The 15,927-nt window shown below is 73.3% G+C and carries 17 protein-coding genes, 1 tRNA gene and 1 pseudogene; 10 read left to right on the forward strand and 9 right to left on the reverse strand.

Annotated features, from left to right (window positions below; all coding sequences use genetic code 11):
* Positions 1-16: 16 nt before the first annotated feature.
* Positions 17-418 (reverse strand): DUF7144 family membrane protein, encoded by a 402-nt coding sequence (locus tag KV557_RS04330; protein WP_218198282.1) that lies wholly within the window; start codon positions 416-418, stop codon positions 17-19.
* A 314-nt stretch (positions 419-732) separates the two neighbouring features.
* Between KV557_RS04330 and KV557_RS04335 the strand changes: the two are divergent.
* The 3 genes and pseudogenes from KV557_RS04335 to KV557_RS04345 all read left to right on the forward strand — a co-directional run.
* A pseudogene (locus KV557_RS04335) lies at positions 733-1,008 on the forward strand (cbb3-type cytochrome c oxidase subunit I); the annotation flags it as partial.
* Between the two features lie 128 nt (positions 1,009-1,136).
* The gene (locus KV557_RS04340) at positions 1,137-1,562 is read left to right on the forward strand and encodes a BlaI/MecI/CopY family transcriptional regulator (RefSeq protein ID WP_218198283.1); all 426 of its coding nucleotides are present in this window, start codon (positions 1,137-1,139) and stop codon (positions 1,560-1,562) included.
* Positions 1,563-1,565: 3 nt separating this feature from the next.
* A complete protein-coding gene (locus KV557_RS04345; protein WP_218198284.1) occupies positions 1,566-2,522 on the forward strand; it encodes a M56 family metallopeptidase in 957 nt (318 codons plus the stop codon).
* On the opposite strand, the gene KV557_RS04350 is transcribed toward KV557_RS04345, so the two are convergent.
* Positions 2,509-3,525: an NADP-dependent oxidoreductase gene (locus KV557_RS04350; RefSeq protein ID WP_218198285.1), complete on the reverse strand. Its 1,017-nt coding sequence runs from the start codon at positions 3,523-3,525 to the stop codon at positions 2,509-2,511. The genes KV557_RS04345 and KV557_RS04350 overlap by 14 nt on opposite strands.
* A 133-nt stretch (positions 3,526-3,658) precedes the next feature.
* On the opposite strand from KV557_RS04350, the gene KV557_RS04355 reads away from it, so the two are divergent.
* Positions 3,659-4,558, forward strand: coding sequence for a LysR family transcriptional regulator (locus KV557_RS04355; protein WP_218198286.1), 900 nt, complete (start codon positions 3,659-3,661; stop codon positions 4,556-4,558).
* 7 nt (positions 4,559-4,565) lie between these two features.
* Here KV557_RS04355 and mug read toward each other — a convergent pair whose 3' ends face one another.
* The 6 genes from mug to KV557_RS04385 all read right to left on the reverse strand — a co-directional run bounded on the left by mug (position 4,566) and on the right by KV557_RS04385 (position 10,473).
* Positions 4,566-5,108, reverse strand: a complete 543-nt coding sequence (mug, locus tag KV557_RS04360; RefSeq protein WP_218198596.1) for a G/U mismatch-specific DNA glycosylase — start codon at positions 5,106-5,108, stop codon at positions 4,566-4,568.
* Positions 5,105-6,109 (reverse strand): phosphatase PAP2 family protein, encoded by a 1,005-nt coding sequence (locus KV557_RS04365; protein ID WP_218198287.1) that lies wholly within the window; start codon positions 6,107-6,109, stop codon positions 5,105-5,107. The genes mug and KV557_RS04365 overlap by 4 nt, the downstream gene beginning before the upstream one ends.
* A gap of 107 nt (positions 6,110-6,216) precedes the next feature.
* Positions 6,217-7,335: an aminopeptidase P family protein gene (locus tag KV557_RS04370; RefSeq protein WP_308129765.1), complete on the reverse strand. Its 1,119-nt coding sequence runs from the start codon at positions 7,333-7,335 to the stop codon at positions 6,217-6,219.
* Positions 7,336-7,466: 131 nt separating this feature from the next.
* Positions 7,467-8,819, reverse strand: coding sequence for a dipeptidase (locus tag KV557_RS04375; protein WP_218198289.1), 1,353 nt, complete (start codon positions 8,817-8,819; stop codon positions 7,467-7,469).
* A 140-nt stretch (positions 8,820-8,959) separates the two neighbouring features.
* The gene (locus KV557_RS04380) at positions 8,960-9,130 is read right to left on the reverse strand and encodes a hypothetical protein (protein ID WP_218198290.1); all 171 of its coding nucleotides are present in this window, start codon (positions 9,128-9,130) and stop codon (positions 8,960-8,962) included.
* 191 nt (positions 9,131-9,321) lie between these two features.
* The gene (locus tag KV557_RS04385) at positions 9,322-10,473 is read right to left on the reverse strand and encodes an MFS transporter (RefSeq protein WP_218198291.1); all 1,152 of its coding nucleotides are present in this window, start codon (positions 10,471-10,473) and stop codon (positions 9,322-9,324) included.
* Between the two features lie 69 nt (positions 10,474-10,542).
* On the opposite strand from KV557_RS04385, the gene KV557_RS04390 reads away from it, so the two are divergent.
* The 3 genes from KV557_RS04390 to KV557_RS04400 all read left to right on the forward strand — a co-directional run bounded on the left by KV557_RS04390 (position 10,543) and on the right by KV557_RS04400 (position 12,075).
* Positions 10,543-10,857 (forward strand): hypothetical protein, encoded by a 315-nt coding sequence (locus KV557_RS04390; RefSeq protein WP_218198292.1) that lies wholly within the window; start codon positions 10,543-10,545, stop codon positions 10,855-10,857.
* A 42-nt stretch (positions 10,858-10,899) separates the two neighbouring features.
* Positions 10,900-11,388: a hypothetical protein gene (locus tag KV557_RS04395; protein ID WP_218198293.1), complete on the forward strand. Its 489-nt coding sequence runs from the start codon at positions 10,900-10,902 to the stop codon at positions 11,386-11,388.
* A 159-nt stretch (positions 11,389-11,547) separates the two neighbouring features.
* Complete coding sequence (locus tag KV557_RS04400) at positions 11,548-12,075, forward strand: hypothetical protein (RefSeq protein ID WP_218198294.1); 528 nt, start codon at positions 11,548-11,550, stop codon at positions 12,073-12,075.
* Positions 12,076-12,164: 89 nt separating this feature from the next.
* Here KV557_RS04400 and KV557_RS04405 read toward each other — a convergent pair whose 3' ends face one another.
* The gene (locus tag KV557_RS04405; RefSeq protein ID WP_218198295.1) at positions 12,165-12,653 is read right to left on the reverse strand and encodes a YajQ family cyclic di-GMP-binding protein; all 489 of its coding nucleotides are present in this window, start codon (positions 12,651-12,653) and stop codon (positions 12,165-12,167) included.
* 215 nt (positions 12,654-12,868) lie between these two features.
* Between KV557_RS04405 and KV557_RS04410 the strand changes: the two genes are divergently transcribed.
* From KV557_RS04410 to kdpF, 3 genes are all read left to right on the forward strand, one after another.
* A tRNA-Tyr gene (locus tag KV557_RS04410) sits at positions 12,869-12,949 on the forward strand.
* A gap of 434 nt (positions 12,950-13,383) precedes the next feature.
* Entirely contained in the window at positions 13,384-15,216 is a 1,833-nt protein-coding gene (locus KV557_RS04415) for an APC family permease (protein WP_218198296.1), read from the forward strand.
* A gap of 621 nt (positions 15,217-15,837) precedes the next feature.
* Positions 15,838-15,927 (forward strand): K(+)-transporting ATPase subunit F, encoded by a 90-nt coding sequence (gene kdpF, locus KV557_RS04420; protein WP_037830997.1) that lies wholly within the window; start codon positions 15,838-15,840, stop codon positions 15,925-15,927.

Genomic DNA, 15,927 nt, shown 5'->3' on the forward strand with positions numbered 1-15,927 from the left:
GCGGGCGTGGGGACGGTCACTCCGTCTCGGGCCGGTAGACGCAGAGCGCCCAGATCACGAACACGTCCAGGGTGATCACGATCAGCCCCCAGAGCGGGTAGTACGGCAGCGACAGGAAGCACTCGGCGGCGCTCAGCGAGGCGAGCAGGATGCCGACGTACCGGGCCCAGGCGGAGCCCGTCACCACGAAGTAGCCCGTGGCGGCGAGCAGCAGACCGACGATCAGGTGGATCCAGCCCCAGCTGGTGAGGCTGAACCGGAAGACGTAGTTCGGGGTGTTGACGAAGACGTCGTCCTTGGCGACGGCCATGATGCCGCGGAAGACGTCGAGGACGCCGTTGAGCATCATCACCACGCCCGCGAACACCACGCCGCCGGTCACCCATCCGGAGTTCGCCGGGCTGGTCGGGCTACTCATGGGCTCCTCCTGAGTCCTGCGCCATGCGGGCACGTCCGAACAGGCGTGCGGAATTCGACCGTCCGCCGGGACGTCGCGCCGGGCAAGCGGGCCAGGCCTGTTCGGGTGACGTGCCGCGCGCGCCCCGGGCGCCGGCTGGTGGCCGCTGGTACTGGTGGTCCGACCACTGCCCGGGCCCGGTCCGGCCCCGAGCACGGAAGGCGAGCCGCGTGACTCTTCCGCCGAAGGACGTCGTGGACCACGCCCGGCGCGCGCCGCACACCCCCCGGCCGGACCGCCGGCGCCACACCCGGCGGCGGCACCGCGGCCGGGCGCTGATCGGCTGGCTGACCACCACCGACCACAAGCAGATCGGCACTCTCTACATCACGACGTCGTTCCTGTTCTCCCTCGCCGGCGGCGTGATGGCGCTGCTGATGCGGGCCGAACTGGCCCGGCCGGGGCTCCAGTTGATCGACAACGAGCGGTTCAACCAGCTGTTCACCATGCACGGCACGATCATGCTGCTGATGTTCGCGACCCCGCTGTTCGCCGGCTTCGCCAACTGGATCATGCCGTTGCAGATCGGCGCCCCGGACGTCGCCTCGCCGAGCTCGACCGCCGGCAGAACGCCCGCGAACGGTTGCGCTGAGCCGGTCCCCACGGCCTGCCCGCTCGTTAGGATGAGCGGCGTGCCCCGCCGGCTCCGGGGCGCGGCATCCGGAGGGAGTAGGCCGTCATGGCAGACGAGAGGCACGCCCCGGCGGCCGGGGACGCCCCCGCCCGGCGACGCGGCCAGGGCGAGCTGGAGGCCCAGGTGCTGGCCGTGCTCCAGTGCGCGCCCGGCCCGGCCACCGCGGGGTGGGTGCAGGAACGTCTCGAAGGCGACCTGGCGTACACCACCGTGATGACCATCCTGTCCCGGCTGCACGCCAAGAACGCCGTCTCCCGGACCCGTTCCGGCCGCTCCTACCGGTGGCAGGCGGCCTCCGACGCGGCCGGGCTGGCCGCGCTGCGGATGCGCCGGATGCTCGACGGCGAGGCCGACCGGAACGCCGTCCTGGCGAGCTTCGTGAGCGCCCTGCTCCCGCACGACGAGGAGCTGCTGCGCGCGCTGCTCGACTCCGCGTCCGCCGATCCGGCAGCGGCCGACCGTGAGAGCTGACCCGTGGGCTTCTTCGTCTTCCTCCCGCTGATCCTGCCGCTGACCGCGGTACCCATCGCGCGTCTCACCGGGCAGCACCTGCACCCGCGCGGCGCGGCCCGGCTGATGACCGTGATCAGCGCGGTGATGGCGGTGTGCAGCGTGCTCTGCCTCGGGCTGATCGGCGTGGTCGGCACCGCGCAGATCCCCGGCAACCCGCTGCCGGACAGTTGGTCCGACCCGGAGGTGCGGGCCGCGTTGCCGTACCACGAGACGGTCGGGACGGCCGCGATGTGGCTGCTCGCTCTGGTCCTCGTGGCCTGCCTGCGGACCGCCGTCCGGCACGTGCGGGTCCGGTCCCGGGCCCGGCGGGCGCTCAACGGCCTGCCGAAGGTCTCCGGCCCGGGCGGCGACCTCGCCGTCCTGCCCGACCACAGCCCGTACGCCTATGCGTTGCCCGGCTCGCCCGGGCGGGTGGTGGTCTCCACCGGGATGCTGGACGGCCTGGCCGAGGACGAGCGCGAGGCGCTTCTCGCGCACGAGCGGGCGCACCTGGTGCACCGGCACCACCGGTACCTGCTGACCACCCAGCTCGCCGCGAACGTCAACCCGTTCCTGCGCCCGCTCCAGGAGGCGGTGGCCTTCAGCGCCGAGCGGTGGGCGGACGAGGAGTCGGCGCAGGCCGTGGGGGACCGGCGGATCACCGCGCGGGCGGTGGCCCGGGCGGCGCTGGTCTCGCGGGCGGTCCCGGCTCCCGGCTTCGCGGCCTTCGCCGCCCCGGCACCGGCCCCTGGCCCGGTCCCGCGCCGGGTCGCCGCGCTGCTCGGCCCGGTGCCCTCCTCGCGCAACTGGCCGCCGGCGAAGACCCCGGCGGGGCTGGCCGCGCTGGTCGCCGCGGTCGGTACGGCGGCGTCGGCGCTCTGCGCGCTCAACGCCGCCGTGGCGCTGCTGGTCGTACTGAAGGCCGTCACACCGCTGTAGCGCCCGCCGCGAGCTGGACGATCATCTTGCCGGTGTTGGCGCCCCGCAGCATGGCGAGGAAGGCGTCCACCACGTGGTCGAAGCCCTGGACGACCGTCTCGTCGGGGATCACCGCGCCGGAGCGGAGGTGGGGGACGAGGAAGTCGTACAGCTCGGGGCGGGCGTCGAGGTGGTTGCGGACCAGGAAGCCTTCCAGGCGGAGGCTCTTGCCGACCACGTCGTAGAGGTTGCGGGGCGCGGCGGGCGGGCTCTGGAGGTTGTACTGGGCGACGGCGCCGCACCAGGCGATCCGGCCGCGGTCGCGCAGCGTGGCGATGGCGGCCTCCAGGTGGTCGCCGCCGACGTTGTCGAGGTAGACGTGCAGGCCGTCGGGGGCGGCCTCGCGCAGGCGGTCGGCGATCGGGCCGTCGTGGTAGTCGAAGGCGGCGTCGAAGCCGAGGCGGTCGGTGAGGTGGGCGGCCTTGGCGGCGGAGCCGGTGCTGCCGACGACCCGTCCGGCGCCGAGGAGGCGAGCGAACTGGCCGGCGGCGGTGCCGACGCCGCCGGCCGCCGCCGAGATGAAGACCGTCTCGCCGGGCTGGAGCCTGGCGATCCGGGTCAGGCCGACCCAGGCGGACAGGCCGGTGCCGCCGAGCACGCCGAGGTGGGCGCTGAGCGGGACGCCCGGGAAGTCGGGCAGCGGGGTGGCCTCCTCGGCGGTGACCACCGAGTGGGTGCGCCAGGCCTTGCGGTGGAAGACCAGCGTGCCGGTCGGCAGCGCGCCGGCGCGGGACTCCACGACCCGGCCGAGGGTGCGTCCCTCCAGCGGGGCGTGCAGCTCCCAGCCGCCCTCATCCATCTCCTCGCGCATGTACGGGTCGACGGACTGGTAGATGTTCTCGACCAGCGCCTGGCCGTCGGCGAGCGCGGGGGCGGTCTCCTCGACGAAGGCGAAGTCGTCGGCGGTCGGGGCGCCGTTGGGGCGGGAGACCTGGTGGACGGCGCGAACGGTGGGGCGGGACATCGGTGGCTCCGGGATCGCTGGACGGTCGAGTGTGAGCACCGTACGAAGCGTGGGAGCGGCCGGGCAGAGGGCCGCGTCGATGGAAGGCCGGCTTCCATGAGCGGCTTCGATGGATGGCGGTAGATTCGGCGGCATGACCGATCTTGCCCCGCACGAGCTGCGGATCCTGGTCGCCGTCGAGGAGGAGCAGAGCTTCACCGCGGCCGCCGCACGCCTGGGGACGACCCAGTCCGCCGTCTCGCACGCCGTGCGCGCCTGCGAGCGGAAGCTCGGCGCGGTGCTCTTCGACCGCGGGCGTCACGGCGCACGCCCAACGGACGCGGGCGCGCGGGCGGTGGCGTACGCCCGTCGGATCCTGCGGCTGCTGGCGGTGATGGGCCCCGAGGTGCGCGGCGCGGGCGCGGCGGCCGAGGAGGTGGCCGGGCCGCTGCGGATCGCCGCGTTCCGCAGCGTCGCCGCACATGTGCTGCCGCCCGTGCTGGCCCGGCTCACCGCCCGGTACCCCGGGCTGACGCCGCGGGTCCGGATCGTCAGGGAGCTCGGCCGCGGCACCGCCGGGGAGGTCGCCGACGGCCGGGCCGACCTCGGGCTGGCCACCCTGGACGCGGGCGGCCCGCCACCCGTCCCGGGCCTGGTCTCGGTGCGCCTGTTCGAGGAGACGTACGCGCTCGCGCACCCGCAGGGTCACCCGGCGCCGCGCGGGCTGCCGCTGGTCGACTGGGACGAGAACTGCGGCTCGTACACCCGGGATTGGTGGCAGCGGCAGGACTGGATCCCGGCCGCGACCATCGACGTGGAGGACGACTCGGTGGCCGTCTCGCTGGTCTCGCAGGGCCTCGGCATGGCGATCATGCCCCGCACCACCCTGCTCGGCGCCCCGGCCGGCCTCGCCGTCACCGACCTCGGACCGCGCCCGCCCAGCCGCTTCGTCGGGTACGTGACCACGCCCGAACTGGCCGGGACGGCCGCCGTCCGGGCGCTGATCCGCGAACTGCGGGCGGCCCCGCTGCCCGATGGCCTAGCCAAGGCCTAGCCCAGGCCTAGTCCTCGACGGCCTCGCGGAGCTTGCGGAACTCTGCCGCCAGTGCGTCCAGCGTGTAGTGCGCGTTGAGCCCGCTCGGGTTCGGCAGCACCCACACCTCCGTCGCGCCGATGCCCTCCGGCTGCGGTCCGATCACGGCCCTGCGCGCCCCGAAGGCCGTCCGGTAGGCGCCGATGCCGAGGACGGCCAGGACCCGGGGCCGCAGCCGCAGCACGCGTTCGGTGAGCGCGGCGCCGCCCTCGCGCAGTTCCTCGGCGGTCAGTTCGTCGGCCTTGGCGGTGGTGCGCGGGGCGACGTTGGTGATGCCCAGGCCGAGGGCGGGCAGTTCGCCCTGCTCGTCCGGGCGGTACTGGCGATCGGTGAAGCCGGAGCGGTGCAGGGCGGGCCAGAAGCGGTTGCCGGGGCGGGCGAAGTGGTGGCCGGTGGCGCCGGACCAGAGGCCGGGGTTGATCCCGCAGAAGAGGACCCGCAGCCCGGGCCCGGTGACGTCCGGGATGGTGGTGTCCTTGGCGGCCAGCAGCTGTTCGGCGGTGGGCTTCATCGGTGGGCGGGGCTGTATCGGCACGCGGCCAAGTCTGCCCGCCCGTGCGCGCGTTGTGCCCGGCGGGCCCGCAGCCACCGGAGGCCGAACACCACGACGGACGCGTACGTCCAGCCGGCCAGGATGTCGACGATGAAGTGCTCGGCGCCGTAGACCAGCGTGAACGCCATGGCGAGCGGATAGGCAACGAGCAGCGCCCGCAGCCAGGGCCGGGCGGTCGGCCAGAAGAAGAACAGCAGCATCGCCGGGTAGGCGGAGTGCAGCGAGGGCATCGCGGCGACGTCGTTGGCGAACTGGCTGCCGTTCTCGAAGACGGACTGGGCCTGCGGCAGCCCGCTCTCGGTGAGCACCGAGGACACCACCCGGGTGAGCGCAGGCAGGTGGCCCTCCTGGGCGACGAGCCAGGGCGGGTCGGCCGGGTAGAGCAGGTAGGTCGCGAAGCCGGCGAAGGTCAGCGCCAGGTAGCAGGTGAGCAGGTGCCGGTACCGCGCGTTGTTGCGGCGCCAGAGCACCGCGAGCACCACGAAGACCAGGAAGAAGTGCGAGAGGTAGACGGTGACCGCCGCGTAGTCGTACCAGTGCGGCGAACCGGGCGTGTACAGCGCGTGCTGGATCCGGACGGTCCAGGTCTCGCCGAAGCCGAGCACCCGGTCGGCGCTCAGCTGCGGCTGCCAGTACGGCGCCCACGGGGTGTGCGCGCCGTAGCCGCGCAGCAGCGAGTACGTCCAGACCGCGGCCATCACCGGCACCCAGTCGCGCAGGACCAGCAGGAAGCCGCGGGGGCCGTGCCCGCTGTGCACGGCGGCGGTCAGCAGCGCGCCGATCAGCCAGCAGAACACGACGTCGTTGGCGGACGGCAGTCCGTTGGCGCTGAGGTACCAGGCGAAGGCCGCCAGGTAGAGCGGCCACGCCAGCAGCCGCAGCCTGGTCGGGCCGGCCGGGCGCGGCCGCCCGGCCCGCACGAGGCGTGGTGGCGGGGCCGGGCGCAGCAGGTTGGTCATGCCCGCTGAAACTAGCAGCGCAAGCTGGGAGGACCCTTGACGAACGATGACCGGATCTTAAGAAAGTCCTATCCGAGGACGTCCCCGAGCGGGCGGGGCTGGGGGTTTCAGGACACGATGCCCAGGTCGTGCGGGGTGTTGTTGAACCGCCGGCCGCCGTTCGCCGTGACGGTGACGATGTCCTCGATCCGCACCCCGAACCGGCCGGGCAGGTAGATCCCGGGCTCGATCGAGAAGCACATGCCGGGCACCAGCGGCTGTTCCTCGCCCTCGACCAGGTACGGCGGCTCGTGCGTGGTGATGCCGATGCCGTGGCCGGTGCGGTGGATGAAGTACTCGTCGTAGCCGGCCTCGGTGATCACCCGGCGGGCGATCCGGTCGATCTCCTGGCAGGTGACCCCGGGGCGGACGGCCTCGAAGGCGGTCTGCTGGGCGGTCCGGACGACGTCGTGCACCTTCCGCACCTCGTCCGGGACGTCCGCGCCGACGTGCACGGTCCGGGTGGTGTCCGAGCCGTAGCCGTCCTTGAGGCCGCCGAAGTCGAGCACCACGGTGTCGCCCGGCCGGATCACCCGGTCGCCGGCCTCGTGGTGCGGGTTGGCGCCGTTCGGGCCGGAGCCGACCACGGTGAAGTCGACCTGGCTGTGCCCGTACTGGATGAGCAGGGCGCCGAGGTCGGCGGCGACGTCGGTCTCCCGGCGCCCGGCGAAGGAGACCTCCAGGATGCCCCGGTAGGCGGCGTCCGCGGCGCCGCCGGCCGCGGCGAGGCGCTCCAGCTCGTCGGTGTCCTTGACCGCGCGCAGCATCGGCAGGCTCGCGGTGAGCGAGGTGAAGCCGGTGCCGGGCAGCGCGCCCTGGAGGCCGAGCAGGTGCATCGCCCAGGTGTTGTCGGAGATGCCGTACCGCCCGGCCGGGTCGAGCAGCGGGACGGCGGTGGCGTACGGGTCCTCGCCGTCGGTCCAGTCGAGCAGCCGGACGGCCGGGGCGCCGGCCGCCCTCTCGGCGTCCGGGCGCTCCAGCTTGGGGACGATCAGCGCGGGTTCGCGGCCGGCGCCGAGGACGAGGGCGGTGAGCCGCTCGGTGATCGCGGTGGGCTGGTAGCCGCACAGGTAGACCAGGTCGGGGCCGGGGGCGACGACCAGGCCGGCCAGCCCGGCGGCGGCCGCGTCGGCGGCGGCGCGGGCTATCCGGGCGCGGTAGTCCTCGGTGGTGAAGGGTCGGGGCACGGGTCTTCCTCCTCGGGGTCCGGACGGGCTGCTGCCCGAAGTTCCATCACTGCCTGAAGCTCCATCACTGCCTGGAACTTCGGCACTGCCTGGAACCTCGGCCTGCCTGAAACTCCATCCCTGAAACTCCATCACGTCCGTCCGGCGTTGGCGAAGTGCCGCAGGAACAGGGCCTCGACGTGGGCCATGTGCTCGATCTCGCCCGGGTCGACGCTCTCGTTCGGCGCGTGGATCAGGCAGCGCGGCTCCTCGACGCCCATCAGGATGATCTCCGCGTCGGGGTAGGTGGTGGCGAGGACGTTGCAGAGCGGGATCGAGCCGCCCTGGCCGAGGAAGGACATCGGGGTGCCGTAGACCTCCTGCATCGCCTTGTCGAGCGCGGCGTACGCGGGCCCGCCGGTGTTCGCGCGGAACGGCGAGCCGGCGCTCTCCCGTTCGACGTCCACCACGACGCCCCAGGGCGCGGCGGCCTCCAGGTGCGCGATCAGCGCGTCCTGGGCGGTCCGCGCCTCGGTGCCGGGCGGCACCCGCAGGCTCACCCGGGCCCGGGCGGTGGCCGGGACGGCGGCGGCCGAGCCGACCACGGGCGGGCAGTCGATGCCGAGGACGGTGACGGCGGGGCGGGCCCAGAGCCGGTCGGCGACTGTCCCGGAACCGGTCAGCCGGACGCCGTCCAGCACGCCGGCGTCGGCGCGGAACCGTGTCTCGTCGTAGCCGACGCCGCTCCAGGTGCCGGCACAGTCCAGGCCGTCGATCCGGGTGCCGCCGTCGGCGTCGCGCAGCGAGTCGAGCATCCGGATCAGCGCGGCGAGCGCGTCCGGGGCGGGGCCGCCGAACATGCCGGAGTGCATGTTGCCGTGCAGCGCCCTGACGGTGACGACCACGGTGGTGACGCCGCGCAGCGAGGTCGTGGCGGTTGGTACGCCGACGGCGGCGTTTCCGGTGTCGCAGATCAGCAGCGCGGCCGCATGCAACTCCCCGGCGTGCGGGGGCACGTACGCCTCCAGGCCGCCGGTGCCCTGCTCCTCGGAGCCTTCGACGACGAGCTTGAGGCCGACCGGGATGTCGTCGCCAAGCGCCCGCAGCGCGGTGAGGTGCATGACGATGTTGCCCTTGCAGTCGGCGGCGCCGCGCCCGTACCAGCGGCCGTCGCGCTCGGTGAGCTCGAAGGGCTTGGAGGTCCAGGCGGCGTCGTCGAGCGGGGGCTGGATGTCGTAGTGGCTGTAGAGCAGCACGGTCGGGGCGCCGGGCGGGGGCGGGCGGTGGCCGATCACGGCGTGGCTGCCGTCCGGGGTCTCCTCCAGGTGGACGTCGCGCAGGCCGGCCTCGGTGAAGGCGGCGGCGACCCACTCGGCGGCCTCCCGGCAGCGCTCGGGCGGGTACTGGCGGGGGTCGGCGACGGACGGGATGGCGACCAGCTCGGCGAGGTCGGCCTTGGCGCGGGGCATCAGTTCGGTTATGCGGCGGGCGAGTTCGTCGGTCATGCGCGCTCCCCTTGGGCTGTTTACGGACGGTGTCACTTGCGGGCAGGCGTCACTTGCGGACGGTGTCGCGGAGGTCGAGGTCGTCGATCCGGTCCTGGATGTCGGCGAGCCTCATGCGCACCGCTCGACGATGAGCTCGCTCATGCGGAGCGGAGGCCGGCCACCGAGCTGGTGGTCATCAGGGCGAGGGTCGGCGAGGACATTCGTGGGGCGGCGGCGATCCGGGCGGCCACCGCTCCGCCGCGCTCCCGGGTGGCGGGGCCCGCCTGGGGACCGTCGGGCTGGGGTGGGGGCGCGTCGGTGGAACTCATCTGTCCTCCTCCGGTACGGCCCCGGTCGGCCGCGCGGGGCTCCGGGCACGCCGAGGCTCAGGGCACGACGGGTGTCGCGGGCGCGGGTGGCCGCCCGGGAGGAAGCGCCCCGGGGGCGGGCCGTACCCGGTCAGTTCACCCGGTTGCCGGGCTTGTCGCATGCGGCGTGCACCCGCACGGGTGATCGTCCGTTAGAGCCGGTCGGCGGAGGTTTGAGCAGTCGGCCAGGCGGCGCGGCGCAGCGTCCGGCCCACGGTCGAGGGCAGCAGGGCGGCGGCGAGCAGGGCGGCGATCGCGGTCAGTACGGCGGCGGGGGAGAGGTGGTCCAGCAGCAGCCCGCTGCCGAGCGTCCCGGCGGGCATGCCGGCGGTGAGCAGCGTCATGGTCGCGGCGATCACCCGGCCGCGGAGCTCGTCCGGCACCTGCTGGAAGACCAGCAGGTCGAGCATCACCCGCAGAGCCGGGATGCCGACCCCGGCCACGAACAGGGCCGCGAAGACGGTGGCCGCCCCACCGGGGAGCAGCGGCGCCAGCGTCACCGGTACGGCGGCCCAGGCCGTCACCAGCAGCAGCACGCCGGGCCCGGCCAGCCGGTGCAGCCGGGAGACCAGGAGCGTCCCGGCCAGTGCCCCGAGGGCCTCGCCGGCCAGGGCGAGACCGATCCCGCCGCTGGTGGTGCCGTGGTCCTTGAGCAGCACCATCACCGGCAGCACCAGTGCGGCCCCCGCGAGGTTGATCATCAGCAGGACACCGAGGGCGGGCCGCAGCAGCGGGGAGGCGGCGATCAGACGGAAGCCGGCCAGGGCGCCGCCCGGCTGCTGCTCGGCGGCCCGCTCGGGCCGGCCCGGGAAGCGCACCGCGACGGCGGCTGTCAGCGCGAGCAGCGAGGCGAGCGCGGCGCCCAGGAACGGCACCGACCGGCCGAGCCCGAACAGGAACCCGGCCAGCGGCGGGCCGGCCAGCGCGGCCCCGCTCATCCGGGCCTCGTCCTGGGCGAGTGCCTGCGGCAGCTGCTCGGGCGCGACCACCGAGCGCAGGGCCAGCATCCGGAGCGGACCGCTGTACGCGATGGTGGCGCCGACCACGACGGCGACCACCAGGAGGTGGGCCAGGGTCAGCCGGTGCAGCGCCATGGCCGCCGGGACGCTCGCGGAGGCGAGCAGCCGGGCGGCGTCGGCGGCGATCAGCACCTTGCGGCGGTCGAGGCGGTCGGCGACGGCGCCGCCGTGGACGCCCAGCAGCAGCGTCGCGGTCATCTGCAGGGCACCGAACGCGCCGGCGGCGGTGGAGGAGCCGGTGAGCGCGAGGACCAGCAGCGGGTAGGCGGTGTCGCCGACCCGCATGCCCAGGGTGGCGGCGGGCTGTCCGGTCCCTGCTCCGCCTCGGCCGTCGTGCTCTGTGCTTGCCCTGTCATGTCCGCCCCCTGGTCGTATTCGCGGCTTCGCAGCTCCCTCGACGGGCGGCTGGACTTCAGCTCCCCGCAGGACGGCTCGGTGGGCCCGCCCGGCCTTTTCGGGCACTTCACGCTGCGGCTCACGCCCGAGCGGCTGCTCCGGCTGCGGACCCAACTCGCCGAGATCTTCGACGAGGCGGGCGCCGAGGCGCCCAGCGAGGCGGACGACGCGATGGACGTGACGGTGTTCGCCCTGCTGTACGGACTCCGGCCGGGCGCGGACTCGCCGGGCACGGGATCGTCGGCCGCAGGATCGCCGGGCACGGAATCATAAATTCCGGGCCGGTTGTCGGTGCGGTGGGACACGATGTCCGGCATGTCGTATGAACTCCAGGCGCTGATAGGCACGGTGGAGCTGCTGACGGTGGCGGCGGCCGAGGTGCCGGCCGCCCGCGTGGTGCCGCTCGCCCAGGGGCTGGCCCTGATCCCGGCCACCCCCGCGTTCCTGTCCGCCCTCCGACTCGACGGTGCCGAACGGAAGTCCGACGGCGAGGCCGCCTTCGCCTGGCACCCGGCGGGCTTCGAACTCAGGCTCGCCGCCTGGTCCAAGGCCGGCCCGATCGCCTGCGTCGAGGCCGAATTCTTCGGCGGTACCGGCGCCCAGTGCGCGGCCGTCTGGTCCGACGGCCGGCTCGATCTCGGCCCGCTCACCAGCGCGTTCGAGCCCTTCCCGCCCGAGGGCAGCCCGATCTCCCGCGCCCTGCGCCGGATCGGTGTCCGGACGGAGGCGGGCTGCCCGGACGAGTTCGAGACGGTCGGCCTGCACGCCCACCGCAGCACCGACGCCTGGGCGGCGGCGGGTTGAGCCATGCGAGGGGCGGGCCGATGTAGGGCGCCGGGCCGACGCAGAGCACCGGCCGACGCGCCACCGTTCGGCGTACCTGCGGTGGCTGCGCCCGGAGGGCGGCCCCACGGTGTGAGTCAGGCGATCTCGCCTGACTCACACCGAGAGGAAGCAGTACCCATGCGTGCCACCTGGATGGCCGCCGCGCTGACCACAGCCCTCGCGCTGTCCCCGGTCGCCACGGCGTCCGCGAGCTCCGCGGGCAACGGCGCCGCGGCCCCTCGTACGTCCCCCGTCTCCGCTGCCTTCGTCCCGGTCGCGGCCCCGGCCGCCGTGCCGGCCCCGGCGATCCCTGCCCTCCCGGCCGCCCCGGCGGTTCCGGACCCGGGCGCCGCGCTCGGGGCTCTCGGCGACATCATCAAGCTGATCACCGGCCTGCTGTCGAGCGTGACCTCCGCGGTCCCCGACCTCGGCGCCGTCCAACAGCTCGTCGCCACCCTGGAGAGCACCCTGCAAGGCCTGATCGGCCAACTGCCCACGCTCCCGGTACCCGCGCCCCCGGCGACGGCCCCCGCCCCGTCGAAGCTCCCGGGCACCACCGCCCCCGCCCTGGAGGAGCAACTCGCCTCCGTCAAGGCGAAGGCCCAGGCCCTGGTCGACACCACCGCCGCCCACCCCGCCCTTCGCCCCCACCCCACCGTCGGCTGACCCACCCGCCGACCCGAAAGGCCCCGATCCCTAGAACTCAAGAACCAGGGACCGGGGCCTTGTCACGTCCCCGCCGAGGGGGCCGGGGGTCAGCGGTAGTTCACGAACTGGATCGCGAAGTCCAGGTCCTTGCCCTTGAGGAGGGCCTGGACGGCCTGGAGGTCGTCGCGGCTCTTGGAGGTGACGCGCAGCTCGTCGCCCTGGACCTGGGCCTTGACGCCCTTGGGGCCCTCGTCGCGGATGATCTTCGCGACCTTCTTGGCATCGTCCGTGGTGATGCCCTCCTTCACGTTCGCGAAGATCTTGTACTCCTTGCCGGACAGCTGCGGGTCGCCGGCGTCCAGAGCCTTCAGCGACAGTCCGCGCTTGACGAACTTGCTCTGCAGCACGTCCAGGATGGCCTTCACGCGCTCCTCGCCGCTGGCCTTCATCTCGATCTTCTCGCCGGAGCGGCTGATCTCGGCGCCGACGTTCTTGAAGTCGAAGCGGGTGGCGATCTCACGGGAGGTCTGGTTGATCGCGTTGTCGACCTCCTGCCACTCGACCTTCGAGACGATGTCGAAACTGGAGTCGGCCATGGGTGTTGGTCTCCTTGATGCTCTGGCTTCACTGGCACGGCCCGCCCCACAGGGCGCCCGCCGCCCCAGCCTATCCAGCGGCGCCCCGCCACGGCCCCCGACGACGGCGGCGCGGCCCTTGATCATCACGTGACCAATCGAGTGGCGAAGCACCCCCCGGCATCGGGTATCGTTTACGAAGTCGAACGGGGCAGAGCCCCGGGGGACAAAATCCTGGCTGGTTGCCCGAGCGGCCAAAGGGAGCAGACTGTAAATCTGTCGCGCAAGCTACGCAGGTTCGAACCCTGCACCAGCCACCGGATGGAAAACAGCCCCTGATCTGCGGAAACGCGGATCAGGGGCTGTTTTCGTTTGCGCCGCCCATCGCGGGCACACTTATTGCGCATTCCTTGCAATTGGGAGTTGAAGGCAGCAGAGTGGGAGTTCCGGGGGTGGGAGTCCTTCGACCGAGCTGATCGTCTTCCCAACCGGCGCCCGCCGGGACAGCGGCTCGCCCACCCCCGGCCAAACCCCCGGCCAAGCCCCTGGCCAGCCCCCGGACGAACCTCCGGCCGTGCCTTCGGCCAAGCCCCCTCCGTGCGCCTGTCGCGCCCCCGCCATGCTCCCGTGCGCCGCGTCAACAACGCGTCAAGGCCACTCGTGGCGGCGTCAGGAACGCGTAGAGGCCGGCGAAGCGCCCGGGCCCGGGCCCGCAGGATCGGAGCAACAACCGACTGCGGAGGTCCCGTCGATGTCCAGCGCCATCTCCACCGCGGCCGTCACGGCCGAGCCCGAGCCCCCGGATACCGGCGCGGGCGACGAACGGCACCGCCTCACGGCGCTCGGCGGCCTCGCCGCCCTCTCGCTGGACGCCATGGCCTCGGTGGCGTACGGGCCGGAGTCGATCGTCCTGGTGCTCGCCGCGGCCGGAGCGTACGGCCTGGGCTTCACGCTGCCCGTCACGGTGGCGATCGCGATCCTGCTGGCCGTGCTGGTGGCCTCCTACCGGCAGGTGATCGCGGCCTTCCCGGACGGCGGCGGCTCCTACGCGGTGGCCAAGGAGCACCTGGGCCGTCGGACGGCGCTGACGGCGGCCGCCTCGCTGGTGATCGACTACATCCTGAACGTGGCGGTCTCGGTGACCGCCGGGGTGGCCGCCCTGACCTCGGCCGTGCCGGGCCTGTACGACGACCGGGTCTGGCTCTGCTTGGGCGTGCTGGCCCTGGTGACGGCCGTGAACATGCGCGGGATAGCCGAGTCGGCCCGCTGGTTCATGGCGCCGACCGCCGTCTTCGTCCTCTCCATCCTGGCCATCATCGTGGTCGGCCTGTTCCGGGACGCCCCCGCGAGCACCGAGGCCGCCGCGGGCCACGCCTCCGTGCTGGCCGAGAACGCGACGGCAGTCGGCGCGCTGCTGCTGCTCAAGGCCTTCGCCGCCGGATGCTCGGCGCTGACCGGTGTGGAGGCGGTGGCGAACGCCGTCCCGTCCTTCCGGACTCCGCGCGTGAAGCGGGCGCAGAACACCGAGGTCGCACTGGGCGTGCTGCTCGGCGTGATGCTGATCGGACTGGCCGTGCTGATCGGCCGCTTCCACCTCCAGCCGGTCGAGGGCGTCACCGTGCTCGCCCAGCTGGCCGACGCCTCGCTCGGCCACGGCGCCGCGTTCTACGTCGTCCAGTTCTCCACCGTGGTCCTGCTCGGCCTGGCCGCCAACACCTCCTTCGGCGGCCTGCCGGTCCTGCTCCACCTGCTCGCCCGGGACAACCACCTCCCGCACGTGTTCGCCCTGCGCGCCGACCGGCAGGTGCACCGGCACGGCGTGCTGTTCCTGGCGGTGGTCTCGGCGGCGCTGCTGGTCGGCTCCGGCGGCGACGTCAACAGCCTGGTGCCGCTGTTCTCGATCGGCGTGTTCGTCGGCTTCACCATCTGCCAGGTCGGCATGGTCCGGCACTGGTACCTGCGCCGGCCGGACGGCTGGCGGCGGAAGGCCGCGCTGAACGGTTTCGGCGCCCTGCTCACCGGCGTCGCGACCCTCGTCGTGACCGGCACCAAGTTCACCGAGGGCGCCTGGGGCATCGTCGTGGCGCTGCCGCTGATGGTGGTGCTCTTCGAGGCGATCCACCGCAGCTACGAGCGGATCGGCGAGCGCCTGGAGCTGGGCCGGGTGCCCGGCGCGGTGACCCGCCGGCGCAGCCTGGTCGTCGTCCCGGTCACCGCGATCACCCGGCTCACCCGGGACGGCCTGTCGGCGGCGCTGTCGCTCGGCGACGAGGTCATGGCGGTGACCGTGGTGCACGAGCAGGCCGAGGCGGAGGCGCTGCGCCGGGACTGGGAGCTGTGGCAGCCGGGCGTGCCGCTGGTGGAGATCCCGGAGGACCACCGCCGGCTGGGCCGGCCGATCGCGGCCTTCGTCAACAAGCTCGGCGAGGAGCACGCGTACGACCGGCTGACCGTGCTGATCCCCGAGGTGGAGCCGGCCCACTGGTGGCAGCGAGCCCTGCAGAACCGGCGCGGCGCCGTGATCGACCGCGCCCTGCGCCGGAGCACCGACGCAGTGGTCTGCCGCCTCCGGATGAGGATGTGATCAGGGGCAGCATTCGCCCCGGTTCGCCACCAAATGTCTGATGACAACCTCATATCTTGACGAGGTCTTAACGCGGGCCCTTAACGCCCTCGATATGCCCGGCACGTGCCCCCGCACCAGCCCTGAGCTGCGGGAAACCCCAGCGGGAGGCACGTGCCGGGCCGCTTTGCCGACGGATTCCGTCCGGTCCGATCGACCTATGCTCGCCGCTGTGTTCACCGTGCCCCAGCGCTCAAGCGCCTCGTGAGAGAAGCTGCCGGCACCCGAAAACGTCTGGTCCGCATACAAACGGGTCCCGGTACGGCTGCGCGCCGTGCCGGGACCCGGGTGCGTTCGGTCTCGGTCCGATCACGACGGTCTCGGCCCGGTGAAGCGGCCGTCAAGGTCGCGTCAACGTCCTCCGTTCACCCGTATGGAGGGCGTCAGGAACCCATAACGCGCCCATGACGGCTGGTTTGCTGCTTCAGCCGGTCGTCCGCCGGTGTCGCGAACGGCCCCCCGGCCGGTCGCGGCAGTCTCCCGAACCACTCTGGTGGAGCCCATGTCCGACCTCATCTACGTCGGTGTCACGGTCGCCGTGTTCGCCGTCATCGCCCTGATCGCGCGGGGGGTGGAGAAGCTGTGAGTGCCGAGAACCTCGCAGGTCTGATCGTGGCCGTCGCACTCGTCGGCTATCTCGTCGTGGCGCTGATCTTCCCGGAGAAGTTCTGA

Source organism: Kitasatospora aureofaciens (assembly GCF_019192735.1).
GTDB lineage: Bacteria > Actinomycetota > Actinomycetes > Streptomycetales > Streptomycetaceae > Kitasatospora > Kitasatospora aureofaciens_A.

What these genes read in the sequence shown, in the direction of transcription:
- KV557_RS04415 (WP_218198296.1), top strand. Translation starts at nt 13,384, where the DNA reads ATGTCCAGCGCCATCTCCACCGCGGCCGTCACGGCCGAGCCCGAGCCC.
- KV557_RS04395 (WP_218198293.1), top strand. Translation starts at nt 10,900, where the DNA reads ATGTCGTATGAACTCCAGGCGCTGATAGGCACGGTGGAGCTGCTGACG.
- KV557_RS04405 (WP_218198295.1), bottom strand. Translation starts at nt 12,653, where the DNA reads ATGGCCGACTCCAGTTTCGACATCGTCTCGAAGGTCGAGTGGCAGGAG.
- KV557_RS04380 (WP_218198290.1), bottom strand. Translation starts at nt 9,130, where the DNA reads ATGAGTTCCACCGACGCGCCCCCACCCCAGCCCGACGGTCCCCAGGCG.
- KV557_RS04390 (WP_218198292.1), top strand. Translation starts at nt 10,543, where the DNA reads ATGTCCGCCCCCTGGTCGTATTCGCGGCTTCGCAGCTCCCTCGACGGG.
- KV557_RS04375 (WP_218198289.1), bottom strand. Translation starts at nt 8,819, where the DNA reads ATGACCGACGAACTCGCCCGCCGCATAACCGAACTGATGCCCCGCGCC.
- KV557_RS04340 (WP_218198283.1), top strand. Translation starts at nt 1,137, where the DNA reads ATGGCAGACGAGAGGCACGCCCCGGCGGCCGGGGACGCCCCCGCCCGG.
- KV557_RS04400 (WP_218198294.1), top strand. Translation starts at nt 11,548, where the DNA reads ATGCGTGCCACCTGGATGGCCGCCGCGCTGACCACAGCCCTCGCGCTG.
- KV557_RS04350 (WP_218198285.1), bottom strand. Translation starts at nt 3,525, where the DNA reads ATGTCCCGCCCCACCGTTCGCGCCGTCCACCAGGTCTCCCGCCCCAAC.
- KV557_RS04355 (WP_218198286.1), top strand. Translation starts at nt 3,659, where the DNA reads ATGACCGATCTTGCCCCGCACGAGCTGCGGATCCTGGTCGCCGTCGAG.
- KV557_RS04385 (WP_218198291.1), bottom strand. Translation starts at nt 10,473, where the DNA reads ATGCGGGTCGGCGACACCGCCTACCCGCTGCTGGTCCTCGCGCTCACC.
- KV557_RS04330 (WP_218198282.1), bottom strand. Translation starts at nt 418, where the DNA reads ATGAGTAGCCCGACCAGCCCGGCGAACTCCGGATGGGTGACCGGCGGC.
- mug (WP_218198596.1), bottom strand. Translation starts at nt 5,108, where the DNA reads ATGAAGCCCACCGCCGAACAGCTGCTGGCCGCCAAGGACACCACCATC.
- KV557_RS04365 (WP_218198287.1), bottom strand. Translation starts at nt 6,109, where the DNA reads ATGACCAACCTGCTGCGCCCGGCCCCGCCACCACGCCTCGTGCGGGCC.